General features: G+C 43.5%; 19 protein-coding genes. 4 read left to right on the top strand and 15 right to left on the bottom strand.

Annotated features, from left to right (window positions below):
• The 15 genes from RDK53_RS10045 to RDK53_RS09975 all read right to left on the bottom strand — a co-directional run.
• Window positions 1–381, bottom strand: a 381-nt coding sequence (locus RDK53_RS10045) for a hypothetical protein (RefSeq protein ID WP_308514510.1), incomplete at its 3' end; no start/stop codon positions are given.
• The gene (locus tag RDK53_RS10040) at window positions 378–1,133 is read right to left on the bottom strand and encodes a type-F conjugative transfer system secretin TraK (RefSeq protein ID WP_308514508.1); all 756 of its coding nucleotides are present in this window, start codon (window positions 1,131–1,133) and stop codon (window positions 378–380) included. The genes RDK53_RS10040 and RDK53_RS10045, both read right to left, overlap by 4 nt.
• A 2-nt stretch (window positions 1,134–1,135) precedes the next feature.
• Window positions 1,136–1,729 carry a type IV conjugative transfer system protein TraE gene (traE, locus tag RDK53_RS10035; protein ID WP_066591172.1) on the bottom strand — a complete coding sequence of 198 codons (594 nt, stop codon included), beginning with the start codon at window positions 1,727–1,729 and terminating at the stop codon, window positions 1,136–1,138.
• A 6-nt stretch (window positions 1,730–1,735) separates the two neighbouring features.
• Entirely contained in the window at window positions 1,736–2,029 is a 294-nt protein-coding gene (traL, locus tag RDK53_RS10030; RefSeq protein ID WP_277030656.1) for a type IV conjugative transfer system protein TraL, read from the bottom strand.
• Window positions 2,030–2,074: 45 nt separating this feature from the next.
• Window positions 2,075–2,371 (bottom strand): TraA family conjugative transfer protein, encoded by a 297-nt coding sequence (traA, locus tag RDK53_RS10025; protein WP_308514505.1) that lies wholly within the window; start codon window positions 2,369–2,371, stop codon window positions 2,075–2,077.
• 106 nt (window positions 2,372–2,477) lie between these two features.
• Window positions 2,478–2,954, bottom strand: a complete 477-nt coding sequence (locus RDK53_RS10020) for a lytic transglycosylase domain-containing protein (RefSeq protein WP_308514503.1) — start codon at window positions 2,952–2,954, stop codon at window positions 2,478–2,480.
• A 32-nt stretch (window positions 2,955–2,986) separates the two neighbouring features.
• Entirely contained in the window at window positions 2,987–3,586 is a 600-nt protein-coding gene (locus RDK53_RS10015; protein ID WP_308514501.1) for a DUF4400 domain-containing protein, read from the bottom strand.
• A complete protein-coding gene (gene traD / locus RDK53_RS10010) occupies window positions 3,583–5,571 on the bottom strand; it encodes a conjugative transfer system coupling protein TraD (protein ID WP_308514499.1) in 1,989 nt (662 codons plus the stop codon). Before traD ends, RDK53_RS10015 begins: the two co-directional genes overlap by 4 nt.
• Window positions 5,568–6,365, bottom strand: a complete 798-nt coding sequence (locus RDK53_RS10005; protein WP_308514497.1) for a hypothetical protein — start codon at window positions 6,363–6,365, stop codon at window positions 5,568–5,570. The genes traD and RDK53_RS10005 overlap by 4 nt, the downstream gene beginning before the upstream one ends.
• A gap of 18 nt (window positions 6,366–6,383) precedes the next feature.
• Entirely contained in the window at window positions 6,384–12,131 is a 5,748-nt protein-coding gene (locus RDK53_RS10000) for a hypothetical protein (protein WP_308514495.1), read from the bottom strand.
• A gap of 6 nt (window positions 12,132–12,137) precedes the next feature.
• Window positions 12,138–13,433: a hypothetical protein gene (locus tag RDK53_RS09995; protein ID WP_308514493.1), complete on the bottom strand. Its 1,296-nt coding sequence runs from the start codon at window positions 13,431–13,433 to the stop codon at window positions 12,138–12,140.
• Window positions 13,434–13,641: 208 nt separating this feature from the next.
• A complete protein-coding gene (locus RDK53_RS09990) occupies window positions 13,642–15,264 on the bottom strand; it encodes a VWA domain-containing protein (RefSeq protein ID WP_308514491.1) in 1,623 nt (540 codons plus the stop codon).
• A 65-nt stretch (window positions 15,265–15,329) separates the two neighbouring features.
• The gene (locus RDK53_RS09985) at window positions 15,330–16,478 is read right to left on the bottom strand and encodes a DUF3150 domain-containing protein (protein WP_308514489.1); all 1,149 of its coding nucleotides are present in this window, start codon (window positions 16,476–16,478) and stop codon (window positions 15,330–15,332) included.
• Window positions 16,479–16,629: 151 nt separating this feature from the next.
• Window positions 16,630–17,652 (bottom strand): AAA family ATPase, encoded by a 1,023-nt coding sequence (locus RDK53_RS09980; RefSeq protein ID WP_308514487.1) that lies wholly within the window; start codon window positions 17,650–17,652, stop codon window positions 16,630–16,632.
• 206 nt (window positions 17,653–17,858) lie between these two features.
• Window positions 17,859–18,842: a toprim domain-containing protein gene (locus tag RDK53_RS09975; protein ID WP_308514485.1), complete on the bottom strand. Its 984-nt coding sequence runs from the start codon at window positions 18,840–18,842 to the stop codon at window positions 17,859–17,861.
• A gap of 384 nt (window positions 18,843–19,226) precedes the next feature.
• Here RDK53_RS09975 and RDK53_RS09970 point away from each other — a divergent pair, with 384 nt between their 5' ends.
• The 4 genes from RDK53_RS09970 to RDK53_RS09955 form a co-directional block, all read left to right on the top strand.
• Window positions 19,227–20,408, top strand: coding sequence for an acyltransferase family protein (locus RDK53_RS09970; protein WP_308514482.1), 1,182 nt, complete (start codon window positions 19,227–19,229; stop codon window positions 20,406–20,408).
• 46 nt (window positions 20,409–20,454) lie between these two features.
• Window positions 20,455–20,775 (top strand): hypothetical protein, encoded by a 321-nt coding sequence (locus tag RDK53_RS09965; RefSeq protein WP_281523218.1) that lies wholly within the window; start codon window positions 20,455–20,457, stop codon window positions 20,773–20,775.
• Window positions 20,776–20,779: 4 nt separating this feature from the next.
• Window positions 20,780–21,517, top strand: coding sequence for a glycosyltransferase family 2 protein (locus RDK53_RS09960; RefSeq protein ID WP_308514480.1), 738 nt, complete (start codon window positions 20,780–20,782; stop codon window positions 21,515–21,517).
• Window positions 21,518–21,521: 4 nt separating this feature from the next.
• Window positions 21,522–24,286, top strand: a 2,765-nt coding sequence (locus tag RDK53_RS09955) for a glycosyltransferase family 4 protein (protein WP_308514478.1), incomplete at its 3' end; no start/stop codon positions are given.

The following is a 24,286-nucleotide window of genomic DNA, read 5'->3' as shown; positions in this document are numbered from 1 at the left end:
AGGCCAGCCGTCCTGAGAAAAATTGGAAACGGCTTTTGGTGCACGGATTTCTTCCGCTTGTCTTTTATGGAGTTCTTCCTTTAAGCGCTCTAATTCTTTAGTAAAGTGCTTTTCTCGAGTTGCTGCTTCTTTTAAAGAACCCTCGAGGTTCTGAAGTCTTTCATCATAAAGAGCCTTGTAGCGTTCCACGTCCGTTTCATTCGGCGTGATTTCGAATTTGGTCGGTGTTTCTTTGCGTTCTTTAGGAACGGTATCTTTACCGGTGAAATGCATAAAAAGAAAGACGACGAGCCCACAGCCGACTAAGGCAAGAGCAAGCACTTTCCATTGCTTAAAAAGCGTTTTGCGGGCTGCTGCGCTTTGAGGTGTATAGCCAATCATTGGAAATCTCCCATGCGGACAATCCAAAGATCTGTTTTTTCTTTGGAAGAAAGAGAGGCTTTATCTACGCCGATAGCAGCTACATTCTTTTGCCAGAAGCGGGACTCTTCGATCGGAGCGGGCGCAGAGCCTGTGTTTTCCAGCGTCCAGAGTTCCAGCCTGAGTCCGGCAGTGTCCCAATAACGAACCGGGACGGCCGTTAAAGAATCACGAATCATTTTGGATGCAGATAGTTTTTTAGAAGGCTCATTGACTATTGTTGTGAGTCCTCTAAAAAGCTTTTGGATTCTTTCTTCTGCCGGATGAGAAGTTCCGGCTGCCGCATTTGCAGAAGAGTTCAAACTGCGGGCTTCTTCGATTTCTAAGTTTTGGCCGGAAAGTTTTTCCGTGGGTGTCAGCACTAAAGAATGGGTTTGACCGGATTCAGTCATTACAAACAAGTTTGTGCTTTCTCTGGTCAACGGAACGGCAAATAAAGATCCGGTCGGTTCGTCATGTTTAATGTCAATTGCCTGAGGGTCCGAGACATAGCGGAGGATTCTGCCGTTTTTAACGGAGATTCTGTTTGCCTGGCGCATAGAAATCGGCGCATAACGGGCATCTCCAAGATTCTTGAGCTTGGAAGAGGCTTGTGCCGTGTTCGGGACGGTTTCATCAAAGTCAAACCCCGGCGGAATTTCTTTAGCGGCAAGCGCCTGTAAAGACAAGGCGGCAGTAAAAGCTAAGATCAGTTTTAATGAAGTTTTAGTCATGTTTAAGCCTCCTTCTTAGAAGAATTCTCAAAAGGCTTTTTGCAGTTGGTTTCATGCATGCTTTGAACCCAAAGACGTGTTCCGGCATAACGGAACTGAAGCGTCCAGCACTTCTGTGTGGTGGATGTAAGCACGTTGCCGATGAATTGACGGACATTGCCGGAGACGGCAACTTTCATAGAGCGGGGAAGAACTTCAACAGACTGCGGAATAAAGGAAGTCGAGGAGTTGGAGCTTTTCATTTGGCGTCCCTGCTTTAGCAGCATGAGTTCGATGTCGCCGCGTTTTTCGGGGTCCGCGTATTTAAGAAGCTGAGTCATGTTGTGCTCAAAAGTTTCCGGAGAATTGTTAAGAGCCAACTGAACTAAGTAAGAACTCATTTGTTCGAGGTATTCGGGAGAGACGGTTTTATCGTCCATCCAAAAGGATTTAGAAGGTTCGGCCGGAAGCACGACGACCCGGCTTTTATCTTCCATTGCTACGATGCCTCCGGCCAAGATGAGGTTGACTCCGAGGCTTGCAGCAAAGGCGTAGATGAAGAACTTTCTGACGGCCAAACGGCTCGCAAGCTCGGATGTGTATTCATGGATGTTCATAACAAATTAACCAATAAATGTTCTGCGGGCAGAAGCCGGCATACGTTTAAACGGATTCATGGGAAGATGCCAATAGAGGAAGTGGAATCCGTAAGCCGGATGTCTTCCTGCTTTTGTTCTTACCCATGCCCAAACAAAAGCAATGGAAAAGAGAAGTCCTAAGGGCATATTGTTGGCAATAATGCCGATGCCAATACCGGCAAATCCGGCAGCGACCGTGTCGAAATCCCATAAAAGAAATCGAGGCGGGGCATCAAGCCTTTTAGGAATCAAGTGAGATTTATCTTCTGAGTAATGCATATGAGTTGGGATGACCCAAGGAGGCGTAGGCGCCTCCCGGGTTTATTAGATCAATCCGGTGAAGATGTTGTCGATGATGTCAGGTCCAATGAACAAAGCCATGGCTGCGGCAACGCAGACAACAGCGCCCATGATGGAGCCGCGAATAACACCGACGCCAAGGCCAACCAATAAGAACATCAAAGAGATGGAACGGCCCAAAGTGCCTTGGGACCAGCCCTGAAGCTTGGTGTAAAGGTCTTGGAAGTCAGTGTCGCCGTTAGCTGCAAAAGCAACGGAAGCGGCGAAGAAGAGGGCGCAGGCGCCGACGGATTTCAATGTTGCTGTGTTAAGTTTTTTCATGAAGAAAACTCCTTAAATAGTGAATTAACAGGATTTTTAGAAAAGCCTTCCCTAAGGGCGCCCCTGTTAAAGCGTCCTGAGAAGAGAAAAACTGGTAAAAAGGGTTCTAAGAAGCGACGGCTTTAAGCTTCTCCCGGGTCTTGTCGTCTAAAGACTGAAGATTTTTAAAAACTTTCCAGGCATACTTTTGTCTGGCATTCGTACAGTCTTGTCCTTTGAGTCTTGAACAGCCGGCGTTATAAGCTCCGACCGCCTCCCACGGATTATCAAAACGCATCAAGTTGTCTTTCAAAATCCGGGCGCCGATTTCAATGTTTAAGCAAGCGTTACTCAGCAGTTCCGATTTCGACAGGTTCCATTTAGAAAGCCATTGAGAATTGATTTGCATCAGGCCTATATCCTGAGAACATTTAGGTCCTGCAAGCGCAGACGGGTTGCCGGAAGACTCCGTCAGAGCAATTGCACGAAGAAGGTCAGGCGCTACGCCGAAGTTTCGGCCGTGGATATCAAAGCAATCGGCAAAGACCGGCTGGAGGGTACTGATTAAAAGGCCGATTAATCCGGGGGCAATTTTGTGAGTCAAAGAAATCATCAAATCAAACAGAATTCGGTTACTTAGTTAAATTTATGGAAATTGGCTGTGACCGTATGCAGAGCAATCAGAAACACGACAAAGGCGCCTTGAATGAGCCAGACGTAAGCCGGGTAAGGCCAAATCAGCGATAAGGCAAAGAAACCGCCTAAATAAATCGGAGCCGAAAGCGCTACTTTGTATAAAACCGGATGAGGAGCGGCCGAGGCTTCAAATTTGAGCTTTCTTTCGAAGAAGCCGTCAACGAGCACTGCCATAGGTGCCGGCAACAAAACCAGAACCCAAACCAAGGCAATGAATAAACGGAAAACCGCTAATTGAGTCAAAGCTCTCAGGCTTTGGAAATAGGCAATATTCCAAATGTTGTCGCGCTTTTCTTCGAATAACGCTTCGCTTTTATCTCTAACTTTGCTTTCCGGAAAAACCGTCGTCTCTTTAAGTGACGTGAGCTTCAAAGCATTGCGTGTTACCCAGTCTCCTAAATCTTTGTGGAGAACCGCACTGACTTGGCGGACTTCTGCAGAAAGTCTGGATTCGAAATGGTCTGAGTCAAAGTGAAGCGGCATCCACATGTATACGAAGATGAAGCTCAGGATGAAAAGAAGAGTGGCTTTGGAGTTCATGCTTGCTCCTTCTTTTCTTTTTCGTCCTGCTCGAGCAGTTCGAGTGCTTCGCGGATTTCTTCATCCGCGGTTTTAACTGGTTTAGGCGAATCCTTCTCAGAGGCATTTTCCTTGTAGTCGTTTTCATCGATCAGTATCGGAGAACGCAGCTTATAGAGCTTGCCGCCGCTGACGTTAGCAAAGAACTGACAGTTCGGAAGCATGCTGTAATATTCTCCGGGAATAACATCTTCACGTTTAGAAGAACTTTTGTGAGAGGCTCCGGCGTTATAAGAAGGGATGCCGCTGTAGTTATCCGCGTGAGTAGACAAGGAAGTATCCACATGCTTGATATAAGTCTTGCCCATGGTTTCGGTAAAGACGTCTCTGGTTAATCCGTCTTTAGTACGCAGAGCAACCATATTATTCAAGTTTCCAATAACCTTGCGGGCAGCAGCGGCACTGCCGAGACGTTCTTCTAAGTCAGCCATGGTCTGCATGGCAACGGTTGTATAAATGCCCCCTTCAGCACCTTTGTTGAGGATTTCGATAAGAGGCGCATTGACCACGTTGCTGACTTCGTCAACGAACAAGCAGATTCTGACACCGCCTTTCTTAAGCTTATAGCGGTGACCGGCAACCGAGGCTAAGTCGGCAAGCATCATGGAAGCGGCCGCGGTAGCCACATCTGCGTTCTGCATGGAGCCTAAAGCAATGTAAAGCACTTGCTTTTGTTCAATTACTTCCGGCAAAGAAATGATAGGACGAAGATCTTTCGGGTCATTTCTGTCCGGAGAGATAATCTTCTGCATATCTCCGTTATTAAGCAATGCAAAGACCGGAATCAGAGACGCTGTAATCTTGGCATAGTGCTCTGCGCTATGGTGATAGACCTTTAAAGCACTCTCAATCGGGCGAGTGTGATGAGTTTTATCGAGAACGTTTTCGTACCAAGAAATTTTGAGCTTTAAAGGATCAACGTTTTCTAATTCTTTTTTGCTGCCTTTAATGAAGGCCAAAGCCTTTTGTCTCCATTCGGGACAAGCTTTGTTTTCAATGAGTTTATCCAGCATTAAGCCTAATAATTCATTGATGCCGTTGTTGATATGCGTTTCAATGGTGCGCACGGAAGGGCTGATGTTGAGCTCTATCAAAGCTTGTGCGACGGTATCGACCGCAGACCAGGCAAAGGCGCGGAAAGTACCATCTGAACTCGGAGGCATAACCGAAATAATACGGGTGGCAATTTCTCCGGATGAGCCGTAGGTGTACAGCGGGTCTAAACGGACGGAACCGGGATCATTGTCGGTGGTAAAAATCAGCGGTTCATCACGGCCGACGATAGCGCAAGTTTTACGGATAACGTTTTCCATACGGCCGCCTCCTTTCGGATCGATGGTAATAACCACGTCGCCTCGGATAATTGCTTGTGCAATAGCCGTTCCTAAGAACACACCTTTACCGGCCTGGGTTGTGCCGACGATACATAAACCGCCTTCAAAGTTTTTAAGAGGACGATAGATATCGGCTTCTCCGCAGTTAAGGCCATGAAGAGCCGCTAGACCTTGGTCGTCATCAGACATGACGGAGTTACTTCTGCCGGTCAGCCACAAAGCGAGCTTATTGAGGCGCCAATGTTTGGCGCTGTACTTTGATAAGTCATAAAGCTTCTGAGAATGATCAGGCGTCCATTCAAAACCAAGACCGAGCCATAAATGGTCAGGATTAGTTTTCTTGATTAATGTCTGAATACTCATAAAAGCGGTTCCATAACCGTGAAGATAACTGCGGGCAACCAAAATGCTCCAGCCTTCATAAAGGCGCCAAAAGAACATGGCGCCGCAAAGGCCGAAAACAATAACAGCCAAGTTCCGGTCAATAATTTCCAATTGAAAAAGACCGAAGAAATAAACGGCACAAAGCAGCCAGCCTACGGCCGAGCATAATTCCCATGCGTTGCGGTAGGGCTGTTTAAATCGGCGGAAGTAAGTTGAATCGGCTCTCATTTCATCTCCGGCTTAGGAAAGTAAGCAAAATCGAAGGCTTCTTCCGGGATGTATTTATCTCGAAAGTTGTACCAGTAGGTTTCGTTGTAGACGCCTTTATAAGGTTTAAGCTTCGAGCAGCCGATGTACTGCAAGCCTCTGGCACGAAAATATTCCTTCCATCTTTGAACTTGTTCATTGAAATACAAAGCACGGGCTTCGGTGTTGGCGCCAACCGTGGCTCTCCAACGGGCGCGCCGACGCATAAACAAAATTTCAGATGAAGAAAAAGTTCTGAAAGCTCTTTCGATCAATTTCTTTTGTTCTTTTTTAAGCTGACGGTCACTTATGCCCATCTTCTTGACTTCTCTCTTTACTAAATCGAATACGTAATCGTTTTTCCACTGACGTCTATGAGGACGGTTGGCTTTGTAAAGCTGTTCGAATTCTTCATGGGAGTAACGCATATTGCCGACATGAAGCAGTTCGTTTGAAGCTCTTGACTGACGATAAGCGGCACGGCAATCGGCCAAGAAGTACCAATATTTTTGGTCCAAATCTTCCAAGGTTCTATAGCCGCCTTCGCCGTAGCTCGGCTGATACTCGGGGCGAAGGATTTTTCGGGCTGTTTTATAAACAACCTGACCGTAAGCGTTTACTTTGCTTTTAACTCTGTCTCTCTTAAGGGGCTGGATACGGTTTGCCACGGCAGTAATTACCATGCCTTGACCGTAGAGAACGCAAGTTCTGGCCAAGTTGGATAGTTGTCTTTTCTGCATTCCGTTAAGGACCGGCAATTCTTTATCTGTTGTCATGTTTTAGTCCTTTAGGCGTTATTTCTTCAATCCAAATCTGCTTACGAATAAGCTCACACCTAAGTGCGAAATTTTGCTGGGGAGCGGTGCAGGCGGTTCAGATTTCTTACCTTGCTTGCGACCGGGTTTCTGGGATTTTCCTCTGACCTCTTTTTTGGCTTGCCCCCGAATAGTTGCCAATTGAGCTTCTTTGATTTTCTGAGCACGAGTTTTCTTGCCGGTATGCTGTTTGGCCGGTTCTTTATTCTCCGGATTTGTCAGCTTGGCAACGTCGGCTCTTATGGTCAGTATTCCGCTCTGGTATTCTCTTCCGGCGGAAGAAGACCCAAACATATGAGTACGCGTGATTACGCATTGATCTCCTAAAGTAGGGTCAACGGAAGTTTTTGCAGGTGGATGACCATCTTTAACGGCTCCTGCAGGTAATTTGAAGGAGCAGGAAGGCGATCCTGTTTTGGCTTTGGGATATGCTGCCTTTGCAGAAGGGTTCGAGCAAGGTTCAGAATCATCCGATATCTCCTCATCAGAAACGGAGTAAATAAACTGAGCTCCTTTAGCTACCAACGGGTTGTTAGGATCCGGGATGAATTCCTTGGTTGTTTTTGCCACCGAAGGGGCACCGGACCGTTGCTTAGCAGTTCGGTTTAAATCAGCGTCGGCTTCCGAATCCTCGGAAAAGAAATCCTTAACATCCATAGAAAACAATTGAGCCAGACCCTCTTCAAGAGAAATCTTGTCTGAATCAGACTTAGCTTCAGCTTCTTGACTGCCGACGGCAGAATTTTGTTCTGCAATAGAAACAGATGCCGGAGCACAAAGAAGCAAGGGCTTTGAAGGCAACTGAAGTTCGGTGTCTTGCGGGCAGATAAATTTTTTCTTTCTTACGTTTTTCTCGGATACGATGCACGCAACGGAAGAGGGCTTTTTTTCCTTTTGAGTCTGCGCTACGCAAACTTTTTCCTGTTCTCCTGCTCGAGATGGTTCTTCTAAAGAAGAGGAGAAGAGGGCAGAGGAGAAGGGTAGTTTTGTCTCCTCGGAGGAAGTGGGAAGACCTGCGCCGGCAGTATGCTCCTCTTTGAAGAGGGGAGGAGGTAGAAGGCGGACTTCGTCTACCGAAGAGTTGTCTCCTAAAGAAGTAGGCAAGACTTCAGGAGAAGAATTTTCGTGAAGAGGTGTCTTCTCCTCGGATATCTTCTTCGATGCCAACCCCTCGGCAGCTGTCACCTCGGGGCCCTTTTCTCCTACGGTTGTCTCCACTAGCGTTTTCTCTTCTGAAGATGTCTTCTTTTCCTCATTATTGGAATTGATAAGAGCAGTAGGTGACAGTCCTACCAGGCCAGACACATTTCCGGAAGGGCGGTTTGTTGAAGTAAGTAAATGCTTACCAGAAGACGATTGTTTCTCAGAAGAACTCTCTTCGCTTGAGGAGATATTTTCGGTAGACGACGTCTCCTGAGGAGAGGATGCCTTCTCCTGAGTAGGAGAGGCCTTCTGAGAGGAGGCATTTTCCTTTTCTTTAGCCTCTTCCTTTGCGTTGCCAACTTTTTTGTTTTCAAGAGTAGGAACCTCTTCTCTTGCGGAGGTAGTCTGAAAAGATGTACAGGAGGCCGGAGAAGGGGAGGCAGACTCCGCGGAAACCGTTCCTCGGGAAAGGAGATGTTCCTTAGAAGATGGCATCTGCTCAGGAGACGATTTCTGTTGAGAGGACAACTCTTCCGTAGGAGACAGCAAAGAAGGAGAGGTTTTATTGGCCCCCTTCTGGCTTGCGTGCGTCTTCTTTGCAGGAGAAGATTTCTGAGGAGAATGAGTTTCAGGAGAGAAGTTTTCAGTAGCCTTCTCCTCAGTAGTTAGTTTTTGAGTAGATGCCCTTTGAGTAGACGACTCCTCAGGGGATGACTTCTGTTCATGAGACAGCTCTTGTACAGGAGACAGCTCTTGTACAGGAGACAGCAAAGAAGGAGAAGTTTTATTAGCAACCTTCTGGCTTGCGTTTGTCTTCTTTCCAGAAGCAGACTTCTGAGGAGAATGACTTTTAGGAGAGAAGTTTTCAGCGGACATCCCTTCAGTAGTTGGTTTTTGAGGAGATGACTTCTCAGGAGACGAAGTCTTAATAGTCCTTTTCTGGGTAGACAATTTCTGGGCAGACAAGTCTTTGTCTCCTGAAGTAATTTTTTCGTCTCCTGTCTTCTTCTGGTTGACAGCTGGAGTAGATAGTTTTCCTTTTTCAGAGGAGACAGAAGTTTTGCCGGAAGATATCTTCGGCTGATTCTTCCCAGTAGAAGAAGATAATTGAGTTTCTGCTTTTTTCTGTTTGATTGCTCCATTCGAAGCGGGGGACGCAGCCACAGATTCGATCTTTGACTTTTTGGGTCCGGTAATTCGAGTGGAACCTTGGAGTTCAGCTTTAGGTTTGCCGGCAACGGCAAGGATGTTGTTAACTCGCTTGTTTTCTTTTCTTCTGGCAGCAGCTTTTTCTTTATTGTGCTGTTTTACGGCTTCATTACGAATGTCGGTTCTTGTTTGGCCTTCAGAATTTGTTCCTTCGTTGCTAATCGGTTTGGATTTCGCAGTTGAGGGAGTCGCTGGCTGAGAAGCATGTTTTTGATTTTTATTATGGGCAACTTGTCTCTCGGTTACCATAGAAGCTGCTTTTGCAGAATTATTTTTGTTTGCAACATTCTGCGAAGGCTTGCTGTCTTTAGCTTCTGTCATTTGAGAGTCAGATTTCTTCTGAGCAGAAGCTCCGTGTGCATTTACGGTGTGGTTCTTAGTGTTTGAGTTTGGCTTGTTGGAAGCGTGTCCGGACGCAATTGCAGAATCTGCTTTCTGATTAATTGACTTCGTAGAAACAGGTTTAATCTGGCCGCGAGCGTTGCTAGTGTTTTCAGCCTTAATTGTCTTGGCGGATTTATTGGCAGAAGCATCCTTAGTTGTTGCGCCCGTAGTGGGCACTTGCTTAGTATTTTCTTGTTTAGAAGACTTCTTGGCCTCAGAGGATGATTTGTTCGAGTTCTTTTCTTCAGTTGAAGATGTCTTTAATTGGGCTGTTTGTTCCTTTGTCTGCTTTTTGTTTGTAGAGGAACCAGCGGACTTCTGTGCTCCATTGTTATTTGCAGTTTTTGCGCTTCCTTTTAAGGAGGATGAGCCGGAAACAGGCTTCATATCCTTAGATGCTTTGACGGTTTTTACGTTTTCTTTTTGCTCTTCTTTAAATTCAACTGGTTCTACTCCTTTCGGATTTACATCCTTGGAGGAGGCGGTGTTATTTGATAAATCAGAAGGTTTAACTTCAGCTTTCAGTCTAATTTCTTCTGTTTTAACCTTATCTTTTGAGGGCTGCACAGACGGTTTCTGGATAGCTTGCTCAGTTGAGCCTTCAACGGTAGAAGCTGGTGTGTTCGATGATTTTGAAAGGGCTTCAACACTGCTTTCTGCTGGAGAAACTTCTGCAGATTCCAGGGAGGTGAGTGACTCCTTACTTGGTTCTAAGGAATCAGCAGTGGCGGAATTTTCTTGGACAGCCGCGCTAGTTGAAGGAGATTCTTGTTCAGATGATTTTTCAGAGCGCAAAGGGTCCTTCTGCTTTTGAGTCGAATGAACGGAGTCTTCTTCGGAAGAGGCATTTTCTGCGGGTTTGATTAAGGGCTGAGAAAGCTCTGCTTTCTCAGAAAGGTTTGCAATGGAAGAAGAATCAATTGAAACAGTCGCCTGCTTGGGAGGTTCCGCTCCTTTCATAGAAAGTGCAGAAACGTGGGTTTCGGAAGAATCCTCCGGAGCTTCGTGAACTGTTGGCTCTGCTGAAGCAGCCTTTATTTCTTCCGTAGAAGAAACCTTGTCTTTAGAAGCTGCTTTAGTAGAGGCAACATAGTAAACATCATCTTCAGCCGAGATATTATCGCCTGTCGGAACACTTAAAGAAGCTTCTTTTGAAAATTCAAAAATCTTGACCTTCTTAATAGATGCAACAGCTCCTTGAAGCTTTGCAGTAAAGCTCCGGCCAAAACCTTTTAAGCGGCTTCCTAAAGAAATGCCTGCAGACTTAGAATCGTTTGCATCGGTCACAGTCTCAGCCGCCGCATTTGAAGATGCACCAGCAGTTGAATCTTGCTTGTCGGAGGGAAGGACAACGCGTGAAGGCTCTTCCGGGGAAGGCTGTGCTTCTTCGATTTCTCCGGATTTTGGTAATGCCTGTGCAGCTAGTGCAGACTTGTTGTCAGTAGCCTGTTTGTCAGTGGCCTGTTTGTCAGCGTAGGGATAGACATTCTCTTCAGAAAGTTGAGTTTTGATTTCTTTCGTTTTTTGATTAACGAGACTGTCCTTTCGGGATCGTTTTGCTTTAATTACGGCAAGTTCTGCCGGAGATTTAGGCTCGGAGTCTTTATTAATTTTGCTCTTTGAATCCGCATCCTTTTTAAGGACAGGCAAAATCGCATCAAACAGCTTTGTGAAGCCTTTGCTTCTTTCGGTTTGTTTATCCGAAGAACCATTTGAAGAAATAACGTACTCAGCGACACAGGTTTCTTGTCCAAGGCCGCTTAAATCCTTTTCTCCATACTGAATCTTTTCTTTTACCAGTCGGGAAAGATTGTTCTTTACTCGGTCTTGTTCGTGGTATTCGCGTGTTTTGGTCCCCTCCGCTAAATACTGAGAAGGGTTGGAAAGGGCAACGGCATCGGCTTGAACCGTTACCGTCTTAGCCTTTTGTCCCGGAAGTTCAGGCTCCTCAACGAACTTGAGCTTTATCATCAAAGAATTGGGTTCTTGTTCGACCATCTGACTTTTGGTCATATAAGAAAGAATAGTCTTTGAGTTGATAGGGATCTGAGAATCTACCCAGCGGTCATTAAGCCTGCTCTCAATGTGAGCAAAGGCCTTAGGGTAGCGCAGGTAAACTTTTCCGGCATGGAAAAGAACCATGCTGTTGCGTAAGGCACCGCCCGTATCAATAGACCATTCGTTCTTAAAGAGCTCCGAAAGAATTAATGAAATTTCTGGCTTGAGAGCCGGAGCGGTACGGTCATCCAGATAACCCGAATTCAATAAAAGATTGCGGGTCGAGATTTTATTTTTAGCTCTCAAGAGGCAATCAAACAAGATCGGGTCAAGACTTTGAGCATCCTCCATTCGGTTTTCTACAAAGGCACAGACAAAACCGTATAAAGAGGAAAAGTCTTGGTCAGGAATTTTATCCAGGACTTTCTTCCCGGCTTCATGAAGAATGCGGGAGGCATAAGACTGATAAAGATGGAATTCGGGCTGCGCCTTTTTCCATAGACGTACGCTTACGTGATCTTTTTCGAAGAATCGGGCTAATGGAAGACAAGGCTTCTTAGTGGTACGGTTATTGTTGGCATCAAAGCCGTCAATGCGATAGCGCACATCGCCGTCGGCGATGTTGCTAAATAATGCACAAAGGACAATGGAGAAGAAAACTCGTTCTTTTTGTTCTTCTCTTTTAACCAAAGGCAAATCCATATGCACGGGAATGCCTTTAAGCAGAACAAGAGCCTCGTTAGCTAAATCCAAAGCGGAATGCATTGCTCCTTCTTCATGGTCGTAATCAGAAGCTTCGTGAAGAGGGAGGCGCTGATGATGCGCCTGCACTTCACGCACGACATGAAGTACCTCTGAGAACTTGGACCCATAAGGCCAATTTCTCTTAAGTGCATTCAATCGATCCTTGTTTTTCTGAACGAATTCAGCAAAAGGACGCGGGCGGACAAAATCTGCTGCATGCACGTGCTGGGAGGTAGAAGGAGAAAGCATTGGTAATTAACAGTGGTAAGGAGTATTCAAAATGAAAGAAGTTAAATGTTTGCCGCTGGAGTGTTGGTATTGGCTATATTCAGTCGTAGCTTCAATAGCTTCTTCTGTTTTCTTTTTTCTTTGGGCGGATTCCTCAAGTTCTGTGTTGCCTAAGAAGTCATGGGCAAAGTTTGCAAAGTACCAAAGGAGATACTTTGCACGTCCATACTTCGGAGAGAGATGCATTAAGAATGAGCATATTCTTTTTGGTTTTAAGTACATATAACGGATGGAGTTTGTAGACTGAAAGCAAGGAAAGTCCAGACTCTTCCTAGCCCCACTGCCAAAGTTAAGCTTCCAATAGGCGAGGTGAGAAACCAAAAATACAGTGTAGATGGCCGAGTCTCTGATACAGATGCTGAAGTTCATACGGACCCATTTGAAAATTCCTATAAGGTCGCAGACGAAATGGACTTCTTTACAGAGACATTTCTTTCCGTTTCTTATGCAAGCTTTAGGTGTATTTTCCGCTTGAAGTTCTTTGTCCTTTTGCATCTCTTCTTTCCACTCTCCTATAGTGATATAGGACGGAAAAAGCTTTAACTTGACGGCGATTTCATAGATGCACTTTTCCCAATTTTCCGTTGTTTTAGGAAGAGCCACTTTTTTTCCATAGGCGTCGGTAATTTCTTTGGTAAATACCAACTCAAAGATCTCGTTATCCCAGTTCGCTGCTGTCTCTTTAGTCTTCAGCTTTTTGAGAAACTCACTGACAATGGGTCGAGTCGAGAGGCGATAAGTCTTGCAAGATGAAAGCATCCAAAGATGTTCGTCGACCGTATCGTTAATATTCAGTTTTTTATTCGGTTCTGTTAAACCTCCTGCAAGTTGATAGGACAAAGGTATTTCCTGATTTTTGAGAACATGATCTTGCAGACTCTGAAAATGCCCTTTAGGAAGAGCAAACAGCTTTTTGCTCAATGGAGTATCAGCAGTAACTCCTTTAAGGAATTCGTTAAGGAACACGTATTTCAAAACCGCTTGCCAACAATCTTTGCTATTGAAGTGCGGAAGATATTTGAGCAATTTCTTTTCCGCAGCCACAATTCTTTCCTTATCCATGGCGAGCATGCCATTAACGGCTTCTTCAATTAATGCAATTGAAGGAAGCAGGGCGGAAACCCCGGTTTTACGCTTCTTGATATCCGGAGCAGCCACGACGGAATAAGGCACACGGTAAGCAAATGTGCACATCGCTTCAATCAGGTCTTTTTGGGTTAGAGCTAATTGTGGCAGGGCGTCTTTTTGAAACATATATGTCATCGTGATTGCGAGCCGGTTAATCGAAAAAATAAATGGCAACGGTTGTTGGCAAAAAGTTTCCGTGGATATCTTTTTAGAACTAATGTTTGTTTCTTTCATAGCAACCTCTCACAGGTGTTACTTGGCAGGTACTCTCGGGGCCCCAACGGTATGTTGGGGGTTTTCCTACCTTTGAGAGCTTAGCTTTACCCCTAGGGTAATTCAAGAGCTAAGAAAGAATTTGCCGCCTAATTTGGTCGTTGTTACTCCAGTATTTATTTAGGAGCTGAAAGACTTTAGGAGCAAGTTGGTTTACTTCAGTGATCGTCTCTTGATACTTAAACAAGCGTTCAACATCGTCGCCGATATTGATGCAAAGAATCTCAAAACCTTTCTTCTCTAGGAGAGAAGCGGTCTTTTCTATCTTGTCGGCTTCGGGACAAAGTCCGTCGGTGATGATAAAAATGATTTTCTTTGCCTCAGGGCGCATGGATAACTGAACGGCTGCCGTATTGAGACTCTCAACGACGGGCGTGAATCCGAATGCTTTGATAGAAGCAAAACGAGACACTGTTCTTCTGCACGTATCGTTAAAGCTTTTAACTTCCAGCAGTGTTTTCCTTGTTAAGCCCGGAAAGGCATAACATGAAGAAACACAGCCTTCCAAAGACTCAAACATTTCTGCAACGGAATAAGCACAGAGTTTTGCTTTTTCAAGCATCTCTTGAGTCATCGAACCGCTTCTGTCCAATAAAACCGCACAGGCAGCAGATTCTTGAATCTCAAAATTCTCTTTCTTGAATACACGGCTGTCGCCCACATTAATGCGGCTGAGAACCGGATAATCAATAAAGCTTCCCGTTCTTCCTCTTAAAGAGTCAGTTAACGTTTTAGCCTGAAAGAATCTTCTGAGCTTATTGGAGTGCAGGCCGCAAAGTTCTCTGGCTTCTGCCAGAAAATTTCCAGGAGTCTCACGCATAAACTCATCTCTCTTTACAGTCCATACGGCAAAGCCGTAAGGTTCTTCGGAAGAGAAGTCTTCTGCGCACTGTTTGGAATCCAACAACTGCTCACAGTTTTTGCCAAGATCTAGATCGTGGCAATCCGCAAAGGCAGCCTCCAGAAACTTTTCCGCTTTCTTTTCGGCAAATTTCTGTTCTACCGGAGAGAGCCGAGGATTCGTTCCCATCGAAGCGATTTCTTTAGGAGCGCTCGGACATCCCGCAGGAACAAATTTAGCCAAAATTTTGCGGGCGATCTCAATGATTTCAGCCGTGCATGAAGCATTAACAGCTGGTTCTGCCATGGTGCATAAACGAGTAAATAATGCCCGTCCATACTTTTTACAGAACGCCTGTTCTGTCTGCTGAATCGGAAGATCGGCCAAATGAAAACGATGCACCTTGTCAACTAAATGCCAGTAAAGTGCTAAACACAGCAGTCTCAGAGGAGAATCTTCTTCTTTTGCAAGAGGAAGTTTGCCGAGTTTGGCAAATGTTTCGTAAAGATCCCGGCGCATCAGATAAGAACCCGGGCAGCGGTCCGCCATGGCTTTATCAATGCGGATATCTTCTAAAACATTTACCAGCGGATTAAACGATTTACAGTCTTCCAAACATTCAAACTCAGAATACAGTACGTGAGCAATTTCATGAACTGCATGGCCGAACAGAATGGTTGTGGCTGCAGCGTCTTTCGGATCTACATTAGGCAAGTGAATCGTATTGCCGTCTGTAGAAGCGTGTTCCGCCCCGAAATTTAGATTGACCGGTTTATTGGCATTCACACCGGTAAAATTTGCAATGCTGTTTTGAATCTCTGCAAGAGTTAAAAAGTTTTTATCAATAGCCATTAGAATTCTCCTTCGAAGATGACCCGGAGAAGAAAATCTTCTCCGGAATCCGCTTCAGGGCGTTGTTAACCAATAAAGAGGCTTCGGCCTCGTGCTAAGACAGAATCCACGGAACACGTCCATTTCTTCACGGGCTCTTCATCTTTTCCCAAAGATGGAGAGTCATTTCCCTCTGAAGCATTTCTCAAAGCGCCGCTTTGAGAAGCAGAATTTGCTTCTGAGGTAAGTGCTGTCTCGGCTATTGCCGGACAGTCATCGGTGTTCTCTTGGCCAGTATTGCCTGCCGGCTCAGTCGAATCCGATTGAAAAGAAGGTATATCCGTGCCGTGAACATTGACCTGCACTCTTCCGTTTACGGTGTCCTCTGCAGGACATTGGCCCTTGCCGAAAAAATCAATTGATTCCAGACGAGTAATCGAATCCAGCGCATCAATAATTCTTTCGGAAGTTTGCATAGCCTTAGGTCTCTGGGCAGTTACGATGTAGGCACCTTTTAATTTGACAGCGGCAGTACCGATGTCAGGGTGGGAACGCCTCCATGTATCAAGCTTTTCGCTCAGTTCCAAACACCGGTAGAGCAGGGCATCCGGGATCTCGAGAGACTCCTTCAGCAATGCCTCAATATCCTGAGCTTCGTTTGACATCCGCTGACAGAAGTCAGTGAGGAAAGATTCATACGAAGAAGAATGTCCGTGTTTAAAACTTGCCAGAGAAAATGCGTCATAGTTGAAACGAATATGCCCAAGGACATATTTGAGGGAGGGAACTGATACCAGATCCGAACAGCCCCGAGGAATAATTCCTTGAGCCCGTGCCTCCCGCATTTTTTCGTATGCATGAGCAAAGTGTTCATCCCGCTGTTTAATAAACGACGCTCTGATTTCCTTTAACTCATCCAATGCCATCCGGGCGCAATCAGCGGGCATCACATATCCGTTGAGATAAGTTTCGCCGTGCTGCTTGCAGAACCGTTTGGCCCTATTACGCAAATCCGTAAACGGTTTCAAAATCTCGCTAGGAACAATTCTTTTGCGGAGCATGCTCTCAGAGCCGTCCTCAACAGATAATTGTTCCGTTGTGGTTCCCGTCCAGACCGAAATCCGGAAGCAAACCATCACTAACGATTGTTTGAAATTTGCTGCTTCCTTTTTATCGGTTGAAGCAACATCCTTTGGCCCCTCATGAAGGAGACCGTCAAATAAAGTATTTGTCATAAGACCATCCTTAAAGTAAAAAGGGGCCTTACGACCCTCGTTAACGGGACATAAAGCCCCGTTAACGAGGTGGTGAAAATCTTTTGCAAGCTTTCACCGGAAGTGAAATTCGTATGCAGTCTCTCGGAAGCCTAAAAGGCTTCCGAAGAAATTAAGGCGCTGCCAGATGCGTACAGATATCCCCGAGTTCCGCTTCAACAATTTTTTCGATTGTTAACGCACTGGTTCTATCAACCGCTTCAGTCAGTGCAATCCGGAGGGCCCAGTTAAGGGCCTCTCTTACGCTGAGTCTCCCGGATCTTCCTGAAATTATCAGGAGATCTTTAAGGCGCAGTAAAACTCGCGTAGAGATGGTTGCTTCAATCGGCTGAACACCGGGAGTCCCGTTGTAAGCCTCCCGCACTTTGGCGGCGGCTTTTCTGAGCCGAAGAGCAAACTCTTTTTTCCAGCTTTGCGAAGTCATACCGTGGACTTCTATATCAGGGATTTGGCTCTCAATGAGCTTCATCTCTGCAGAAGCATCGATATACTCCATCCTTAATTTCCAACAGCGATCCATTACTGCCGGATCCTGCAGGTGTCTTCCAAGATAAAGACCGCTGCTGTCGTCGGTCATGCCTCTGATATTGTCTGTCATTACAATCCGCGCCCGAGGGTGCTTCTTGATGACTTCTCCGGTTGCTTCTATAAATAGAGGAGAACCTTCGAGAAGTTCATTGACTGACAGCCAAAGATCAGCAGGCGCCGCTGACATTTCATTGATTAGAAAAACCATGCCGTATCGCCAAGCCCTAGTTAAAGGGCCGTCGACAAAGCGCATGCTCTTGTCTTTATCAATGATGTAATGGCCGATGAGATCCGTCCTATCAAGCCGGGAGCGAGCCGTTAAAGAAACAACCGGCGCACCGACCCGAGCGCAAAACTGGTTTACGAAACTAGTTTTGCCGGAACCGTGAGGGCCGCTGATGAACAAAGGTTCATCTGGTGCGGCTTCCCACCAAATCGTCATGATGCCGAGCTGCTGAGGCTGAAAGACATAATGCGGATTACGTTCGGGAATGAGGGCCAAGACGGACTGGTCCGCATTCCTGTTCGAAAACCCCAAGACAGAGCCCGGCTTGCGCAAACCAAATTCCGTCATGGCGACTTCTTTGTCATAAACCATATTCAACATGAGATAACTCCTTAGTAAAGAAAATTAAAAAGGGGCACCCCATGTGACCGGGGCATAAGCCCCGGAGGGATAAGAAAGAAAGCCGTCTAGCGTCTTTCACGAATTTTTTGTGTTCTACGAACACGAGTTCTCTGATGCTGCTGGCGCAACTTTGTCTATGTGACGAAGCTCTCAGAGGAGCTTGGGTATTTCAAACGAAGTTTGATCTACCGCTTTGAAGAGAGAAGCACATCGTTCCAATCTGAATTAACTTCAGGCGGGATGACGACCGAGATCTTCAAAGACTTGTATTTTTGAGCAAGGACGGAAGCTGCGGTGAACGCTTCTTTCTGTCCGACGAAGTTGGAATCGTTATCAGCGAAGATAAACAATTCTTTTACTTCTTCAGGAGGGACGAAGTTTTTAAAGTTGAAGGCCGAGATAACCGACCACACGGGCATTTCGTGAAGAATGCCTGCGGACATTGCTGTTTCAACTCCTTCCGCTAATCCAAGCCTACCGTCGTCAGGATTGATTTCTCCAAGCTTGATGAAGCCGCCGGAGATTTCTTTTCCAAAGACTTTCTTTGGTGCCTTGACTTTGGCTTTTTGACCGTTGTCCAAATAAATCCGAAGAACGTTGAAGCATTCTTTTTCAGAGGAATCTATCCGGCAGAGGATACCTTCATAGTATTTCTCTTCCCAGGAAGATCCGTCTTTAGACTTTTCTGCGTAACGCAAATGATCAAAGAAACGAAGTGATTGGAAGTTTCGGCCATTTAATCCTCTTGAAGAAAGATAACGATCCGCGGAAGTATCTTTTTCAATTGGAGAACCTAAATTCCATAAGTCTTTCGAGGTAAAGGTTTTACGGGACTTGGCTTTCTTAGGTTTCGGTTCTGAAGGAACTTCCGCTGGAATTCCAAGTTGATCTCCCAATGCAACAATTACTTCTGAGAAGTTTTTATGGGTTAAATCCATAATTACTGTAATGCCGTCTCGATGACCGCAATGGCGGCAATAACAATCTCCGTTGCCGAACTTGTCAGTAAAAGAGAATCGATCCCTGCCTTCGCAGAACGGACAAGGCTGATTCGGTTTAGCTAATACTTCTGCTCCTAAATGCTGCTCCAGAACGCTTTTCCAGTTTCCTTTGAGCTGAGCTTTAACAAGCTGCTGAAACTCAGCAGAAGGTTGGAATGAATTTTGCATGATTAAAAATCCTTAAAAATTCGGCGTTCTGTTACCGCACAGCGGAAAGGGAATCCGCCGATTGGTGAATTGATGATCCATCCGAAGATGGGCTTTTGAGAAAACAGAAAATTCTTAACGGTTTTTCTCGGAGCCGGTCGATTAAGGTCGACAACCATTGGGTGCGAACTGTACAGGAGCCCAAAAATTAAAAAAAGACGACCAACTCTAGGTGATTTACGGATATTTGCAGAAAAAAATGAGAATTCATTCGAGACGGTTAACTATTTACAGGCCCTGGGAGGAAGCACTTGTTTTAGATAGTGGAATATTTTTGATAAAGGGGTAATTGTATGGCGGGTATTTTTACGAACTTTTGCTTTTGATGCACTCTGAGATTCAAAAATGAAATTAGTTGCCGTTAAAGTCATGAAGACCCAGCTATCATTCCTTTTTAACAATAAGCTTATTAGACTGCGCAGAATGACAACAAATGTAACGAAGCTATCCGATTTTCTAATGAGAATTAAATCAGAAGGCTTTAAAAATGAAAATGTGGAGGGGGGGGGTAATGCATATAATTTACACGAAAGAAACCTTTTGTTGGATTCATTCAAAATATTCGGAGCATTAATTATTTCTTTGCTCCATTTGCAATGGAAGATTGTCCCTGGCGGCTATCTGTTTGTAGAAATGTTTTTTCTTATGACAGGATTTCTTTTAGCTAAGAACGAAAAAAAATATCAAGCCCAGCCTATTTTGAGTATTTTTCGCAGAAGGCTTTCCAGTTTTTATTTTTATTACTTCGTTGCTTTTCTTTTTGCCGTAGTTCTTTGTCAATTTCCTACAGGTTTTGACACCATCAATTACTTTACTTTCTTATCTTCGTTAGGTTTAGGACGGTTTTACGGTTTTGGATCTTTATGGTTTCTAGGTATTTATCTTTTCTTTTCAATAGGTTATATTTATTTGCGTAAGAAGATAAACTATCCTTTTTTTGTTCTTTTTATAATCTTCCTAGTAACTCTTTTTCTTTATACGTTGTATTCCCAAATTCCTTGGCACGGAATTAATATGACATATGAAAAATATTTAGGTCCTTTTCCTGTCGCTTTTTACAGAGGAGGAATCGGGATTGGTCTGGGGTACATCTGTTTTTATATCGCAGATAAAAAAAAGAATTTCTTCAATACCAATTTGTCTGTTTTGATTGGTTTTTTTGTTTTTTTACTACTTCTTTATATTTTATTTAGACGTACCCCTGGATCGGAGTATGACTATATAAGTTACGCTGTTTTCGGATATTTAGTACCGTTTTTATTCTTCTCAAAACATTTTCTAATGAGAAAATTAAACCTCTGCCTTTCGCTTCTTCCTCCGGTTATTTTTTCTTTGTTTTTGGAGATTTATATTTTCCATTATGCGGTTATTAAGATGGCTTCTAAAATTAGCTCTGATAGTAAGTTTTTTTTGGAAAATCATGTCGCACTCTACTTGATCCTGATAGTAATCTTCTCTCTTTTAATGAAAAAAGTTCGCAGTATCGTAATGGAGAAATTTATCAGATGTTTGCCATATTACAATTGAGAGTAAGACTCTGAAGATGCATCAGAAAGGGGAGGAGTAAATTTAAATGAAAATTCATTTGTTGGACAAGATGGTAAAAGGGTGGATAGTGGGTGATTTTTTACCCTCAGTATGCCAAACCAACCAATTTGAAGTATCAATAAAAGAATACAAGAGTGGAGACAGCGAGCCAGCGCATTATCATAAAGTGGCAAAAGAAATTACTGCGGTGGTTTCAGGAAAAATAAGAATGAATGGGAGAGTATTTATTAAGGGGCAGATCGTTGAATTAGATCCGGGAGAAATCGCGGATTTTCAGTCTTTGACAGATTCTATAACAGTGGTAGTAAAGATTCCTAGCGTAGTTGGGGATAAGTATTTGGTGTAATGTAATGTTAAATATCGTGATACCTATGGCTGGACTAGGTTCCAGATTTTCTAAGGCAGGGTACTCTGATCCGAAGCCTTTTATTGATGTTTTGGGAAAACCTATGATATCAAGGGTGATAAACAACTTATTACCGATAGGAGAGCATCAATTTTATTTTGTGTGTTTGAGAGAACATCTATCGTCCTATCCCTTAGAGAAACTCTTGAAGGCTAGTTCTCCATATGTAACTGTCATTTCTCTCGATAAGTTAAGTCAAGGTCCTGCATGCACAGTTCTTGCAGCAAAAGAATATATTGATAACGAATCACCATTAATGATTGCTAACTGTGATCAATTTATTGACGGAGGAATTGCAGATTACCTAAGTCATTTTGAAACAGAAAAAGAAATTGATGGATTTCTTATGACGATGAAAGCTAATGATCCTAAGTGGAGTTTTATCCGATACGAAGAAGACCTAGTGAGAGAAGTTAGAGAAAAGGAGGTGATTTCTGACGAGGCAACAGTTGGTATATATAATTTTAAGCGGGGAAGGGATTTTGTGTCAGCTGCAGAGGAAATGATTCGAAGAGATATTCGAGTCAATAATGAATTTTATGTTGCTCCAACTTACAATTTATTGATTGAAGATGGAAAAAAAATAAAATTTATGAATATTGGTAAAAGAATGTGGGGACTTGGTACGCCTTTAGATTTAGAACAATTCAAGTTAAATTTTCAAACTAAAGAGATAGGGTGAAAGGATGGCGCATCAAAAAAAAAATATTCTACTTTGCGTGGATTCCTCTCCCACTCAATCATTTAATCTAGAACAGCCCAAGGAAAAAGCGTTGTTCCATTTGGGAGGAAATTCAGGGAATACAGTTTTTCAGCATGCCACACACTACATGATAAATCAAACAAATAGTGTACAAACTGCAGGCCCAATGCATGCCAAGACTCTCTCTCAAGAAGAAATCGATAGAATAAATTCGACATTTGATTTGATTATTATTCTTCCTGCCAATACTCTTAGCGTCTGGGGAAAGAGAGCTCTAACTAATTTGGGAAATAACTTGTCTCGCCTGAAAATCCCCACCCTCTGTATCGGTTTGGGAGCCCAGGCAGGAAATGGTGTGTCTATCGACAGTTTATACTCGGAGATTAAAGACGAGGCTGTTTTTTTCTTAAAAAGTCTTTTAAGAAATGGAAAAGTTAGCCTGAGAGGGGAGTTCACGGGAGCGTTCTTAGAAAGATTAGGGTTCAGAATTGGGGTAGATTTTGATGTAAATGGTTGTCCATCTATGTATTTATTTGGAGAAAATTTACACATTGAAAAGAAAGAGCATGTTTCTCTTAAACCTGCTTTCAATGGATTTAGGTTCTGGAATGAGATAAGCGCGGCAAGTTCTTTCGATTTATACCCTGGATCTATTTTTGTTTGCCAAGAAGAGTTTTATAACCTCTTGAATAGACAAGAACCTTATTCTTTGATTGATAAAAAATACTTGTGGGATCCTTCATTTAAGTTTGATACGCTTAATAGGGAAGGAAGAATCAAGCTCTATACCTCTCTTAGAGACTGGTACAGTGACCTTCGAAAATTATCTATTAACTTCAGTTTTGGTTGTCGTATTCATGGGAATATAGTCCCATTGTTGGGTGGTATTCCAGCTGTGGTTGATGCCTTTGATTCTAGAACATTGGAATTGGCACAGTTTTTTGGTATTCCGCACATTGATGCCACTCAAGACTTTATGCGGAAGAAAAATTATGATTTTGAGAAGCTGTACTCAGAAGCAGATTTTACGTTGTTTAATAGTTTAGTTTCCTCCAATTTTCAAGCATTTAAACGTTTTATGTTTGATGGAGGCGTAGAAATTCAGCCTCTTTCATGTAGTGATCTTGAAGAAGGCAGAGAAAGCGAAAGAATACAAGGGTCTTTAGTTCCTTCTCAAGTTTCTACGGAAGAGGAGCCGTCCGATTTTAGGCAGCCAAGTCATATCGTACTAGTTGCTCATGAGTTTGGATGCTTTAAAGGTAATGGAGGGATAGCTTCTTGTCTAGAAGATATGGTGAGATCTATTCTTAACTCCAAACTAAATCTCAAGGTGTCAGTTATCTGCTTGCAAGGCGCTACGAGTAAAGATATTTCTTCTCATCCCTTATTTAACTTGGTTAAACTAGGTTCTGATACTTTAGACAATCAAGGGAAGAAGATTGCGAAAATAATTGCTCAATTGAAGCCCGATTATGTTGAGTTTGCAGATTATCTTGGATTAGGGATGGAAACTCTTCTGAGAAAAAATGAAAAAGACTTTTCCAATATAGTATTCTCAACGGATTGTCACACAGCTTCTCAAGAATGTTTCGTTTGGTCTACTCGATCGAGAAAATTGCCAGAAGCTATTAAAGCTCAAGTAGAGAGAGAAAAGGCTCAACTTTTTCTATCTGATATCTTAACGAGTCCATCTAAGTTCTTGGCAAAATATATTGAAAAGAATTATTGTGTGCCACATGTTTTCCATCTTCCGCATGTCCTAAGTTCAAATCTTCCTACTAAACCTCTTAAGAAAAGGGCATTCCCAGATTTGAAAGACAGGTTTGTAGTAAGTAACATTTCTAGGTTTGAAGGCAGAAAAAACATACACGTTTTAGTTGATGCTTTCCTTAAATTCCTTGATAACTACGATGAAGAGGCCATACTTATCCTAGCCGGAACATCAGTAATAAATCCGCTCTCGGGAAAGGATTACAGGCAAGAAATTATAGAAATGATTCCTGAATTTAGAAAAGGCAACATCTTAATCTTTGACTATGTTGGAGAGAAAGAGAAAAAGAAGATCTATGAGGCATCTGATTTAGGGATCATGGCTTCAACATTTGAGAATTTTCCTGTTTCCATGACTGAATATGTAATGAATGGAGTTCCAATTTTATGCTCCCGTTATTGTGGGTGTACCGACTTTTTAGAAAATACATATGACTTTGCATCATTTAATCCCTTTGAATCTGGTAGTTTATTGAAGCAGTTAGTATTATTCTCTAGCTTATCCAAACAGAAACGAGAAACGATAGCTTGGAAACAAAGAGAAGAACTCATCAAGTTAACAACTTTCAAGCGTTCAGTGATAGATAAGCTAAGATTATTCAAAGCTTGGGAAAAACATTCTTCCCCGCAAAAAAATCTTATTAAATGTAATAGTCCAGAACTTCTGGGAGATGTGTCGGAAAATGAAGTTCTTTGGATTTGTGATAAAAAGTCAAATGAAATTTTTGATGAAAGAGCTAAGAAATTAGAGTTTTCCATAAACAGAATTACATGTCCATTGGTTATAGTTCTTTTGAATGAAAATGACGGATTTGATTTCGAGTTAGCGATTGAAAAGGGAAGAGGATTTATCTTGAATAATATCCTTATCAAGAAAACTGAAAATTTGGTTCAAGTTCTTAGAAAAAATAGATCACATGTAGTTTTTATAAGAGCCACTTGTGAGGAGGAGGACTTGTTTGACTCGTCACAAGTGGC

The organism is uncultured Turicimonas sp. (genome assembly GCF_902477955.1).
GTDB lineage: Bacteria > Pseudomonadota > Gammaproteobacteria > Burkholderiales > Burkholderiaceae_F > Turicimonas.
Note: the sequence above shows the minus strand (reverse complement) of the source record. Positions and strands in the feature narration are given on the sequence as shown.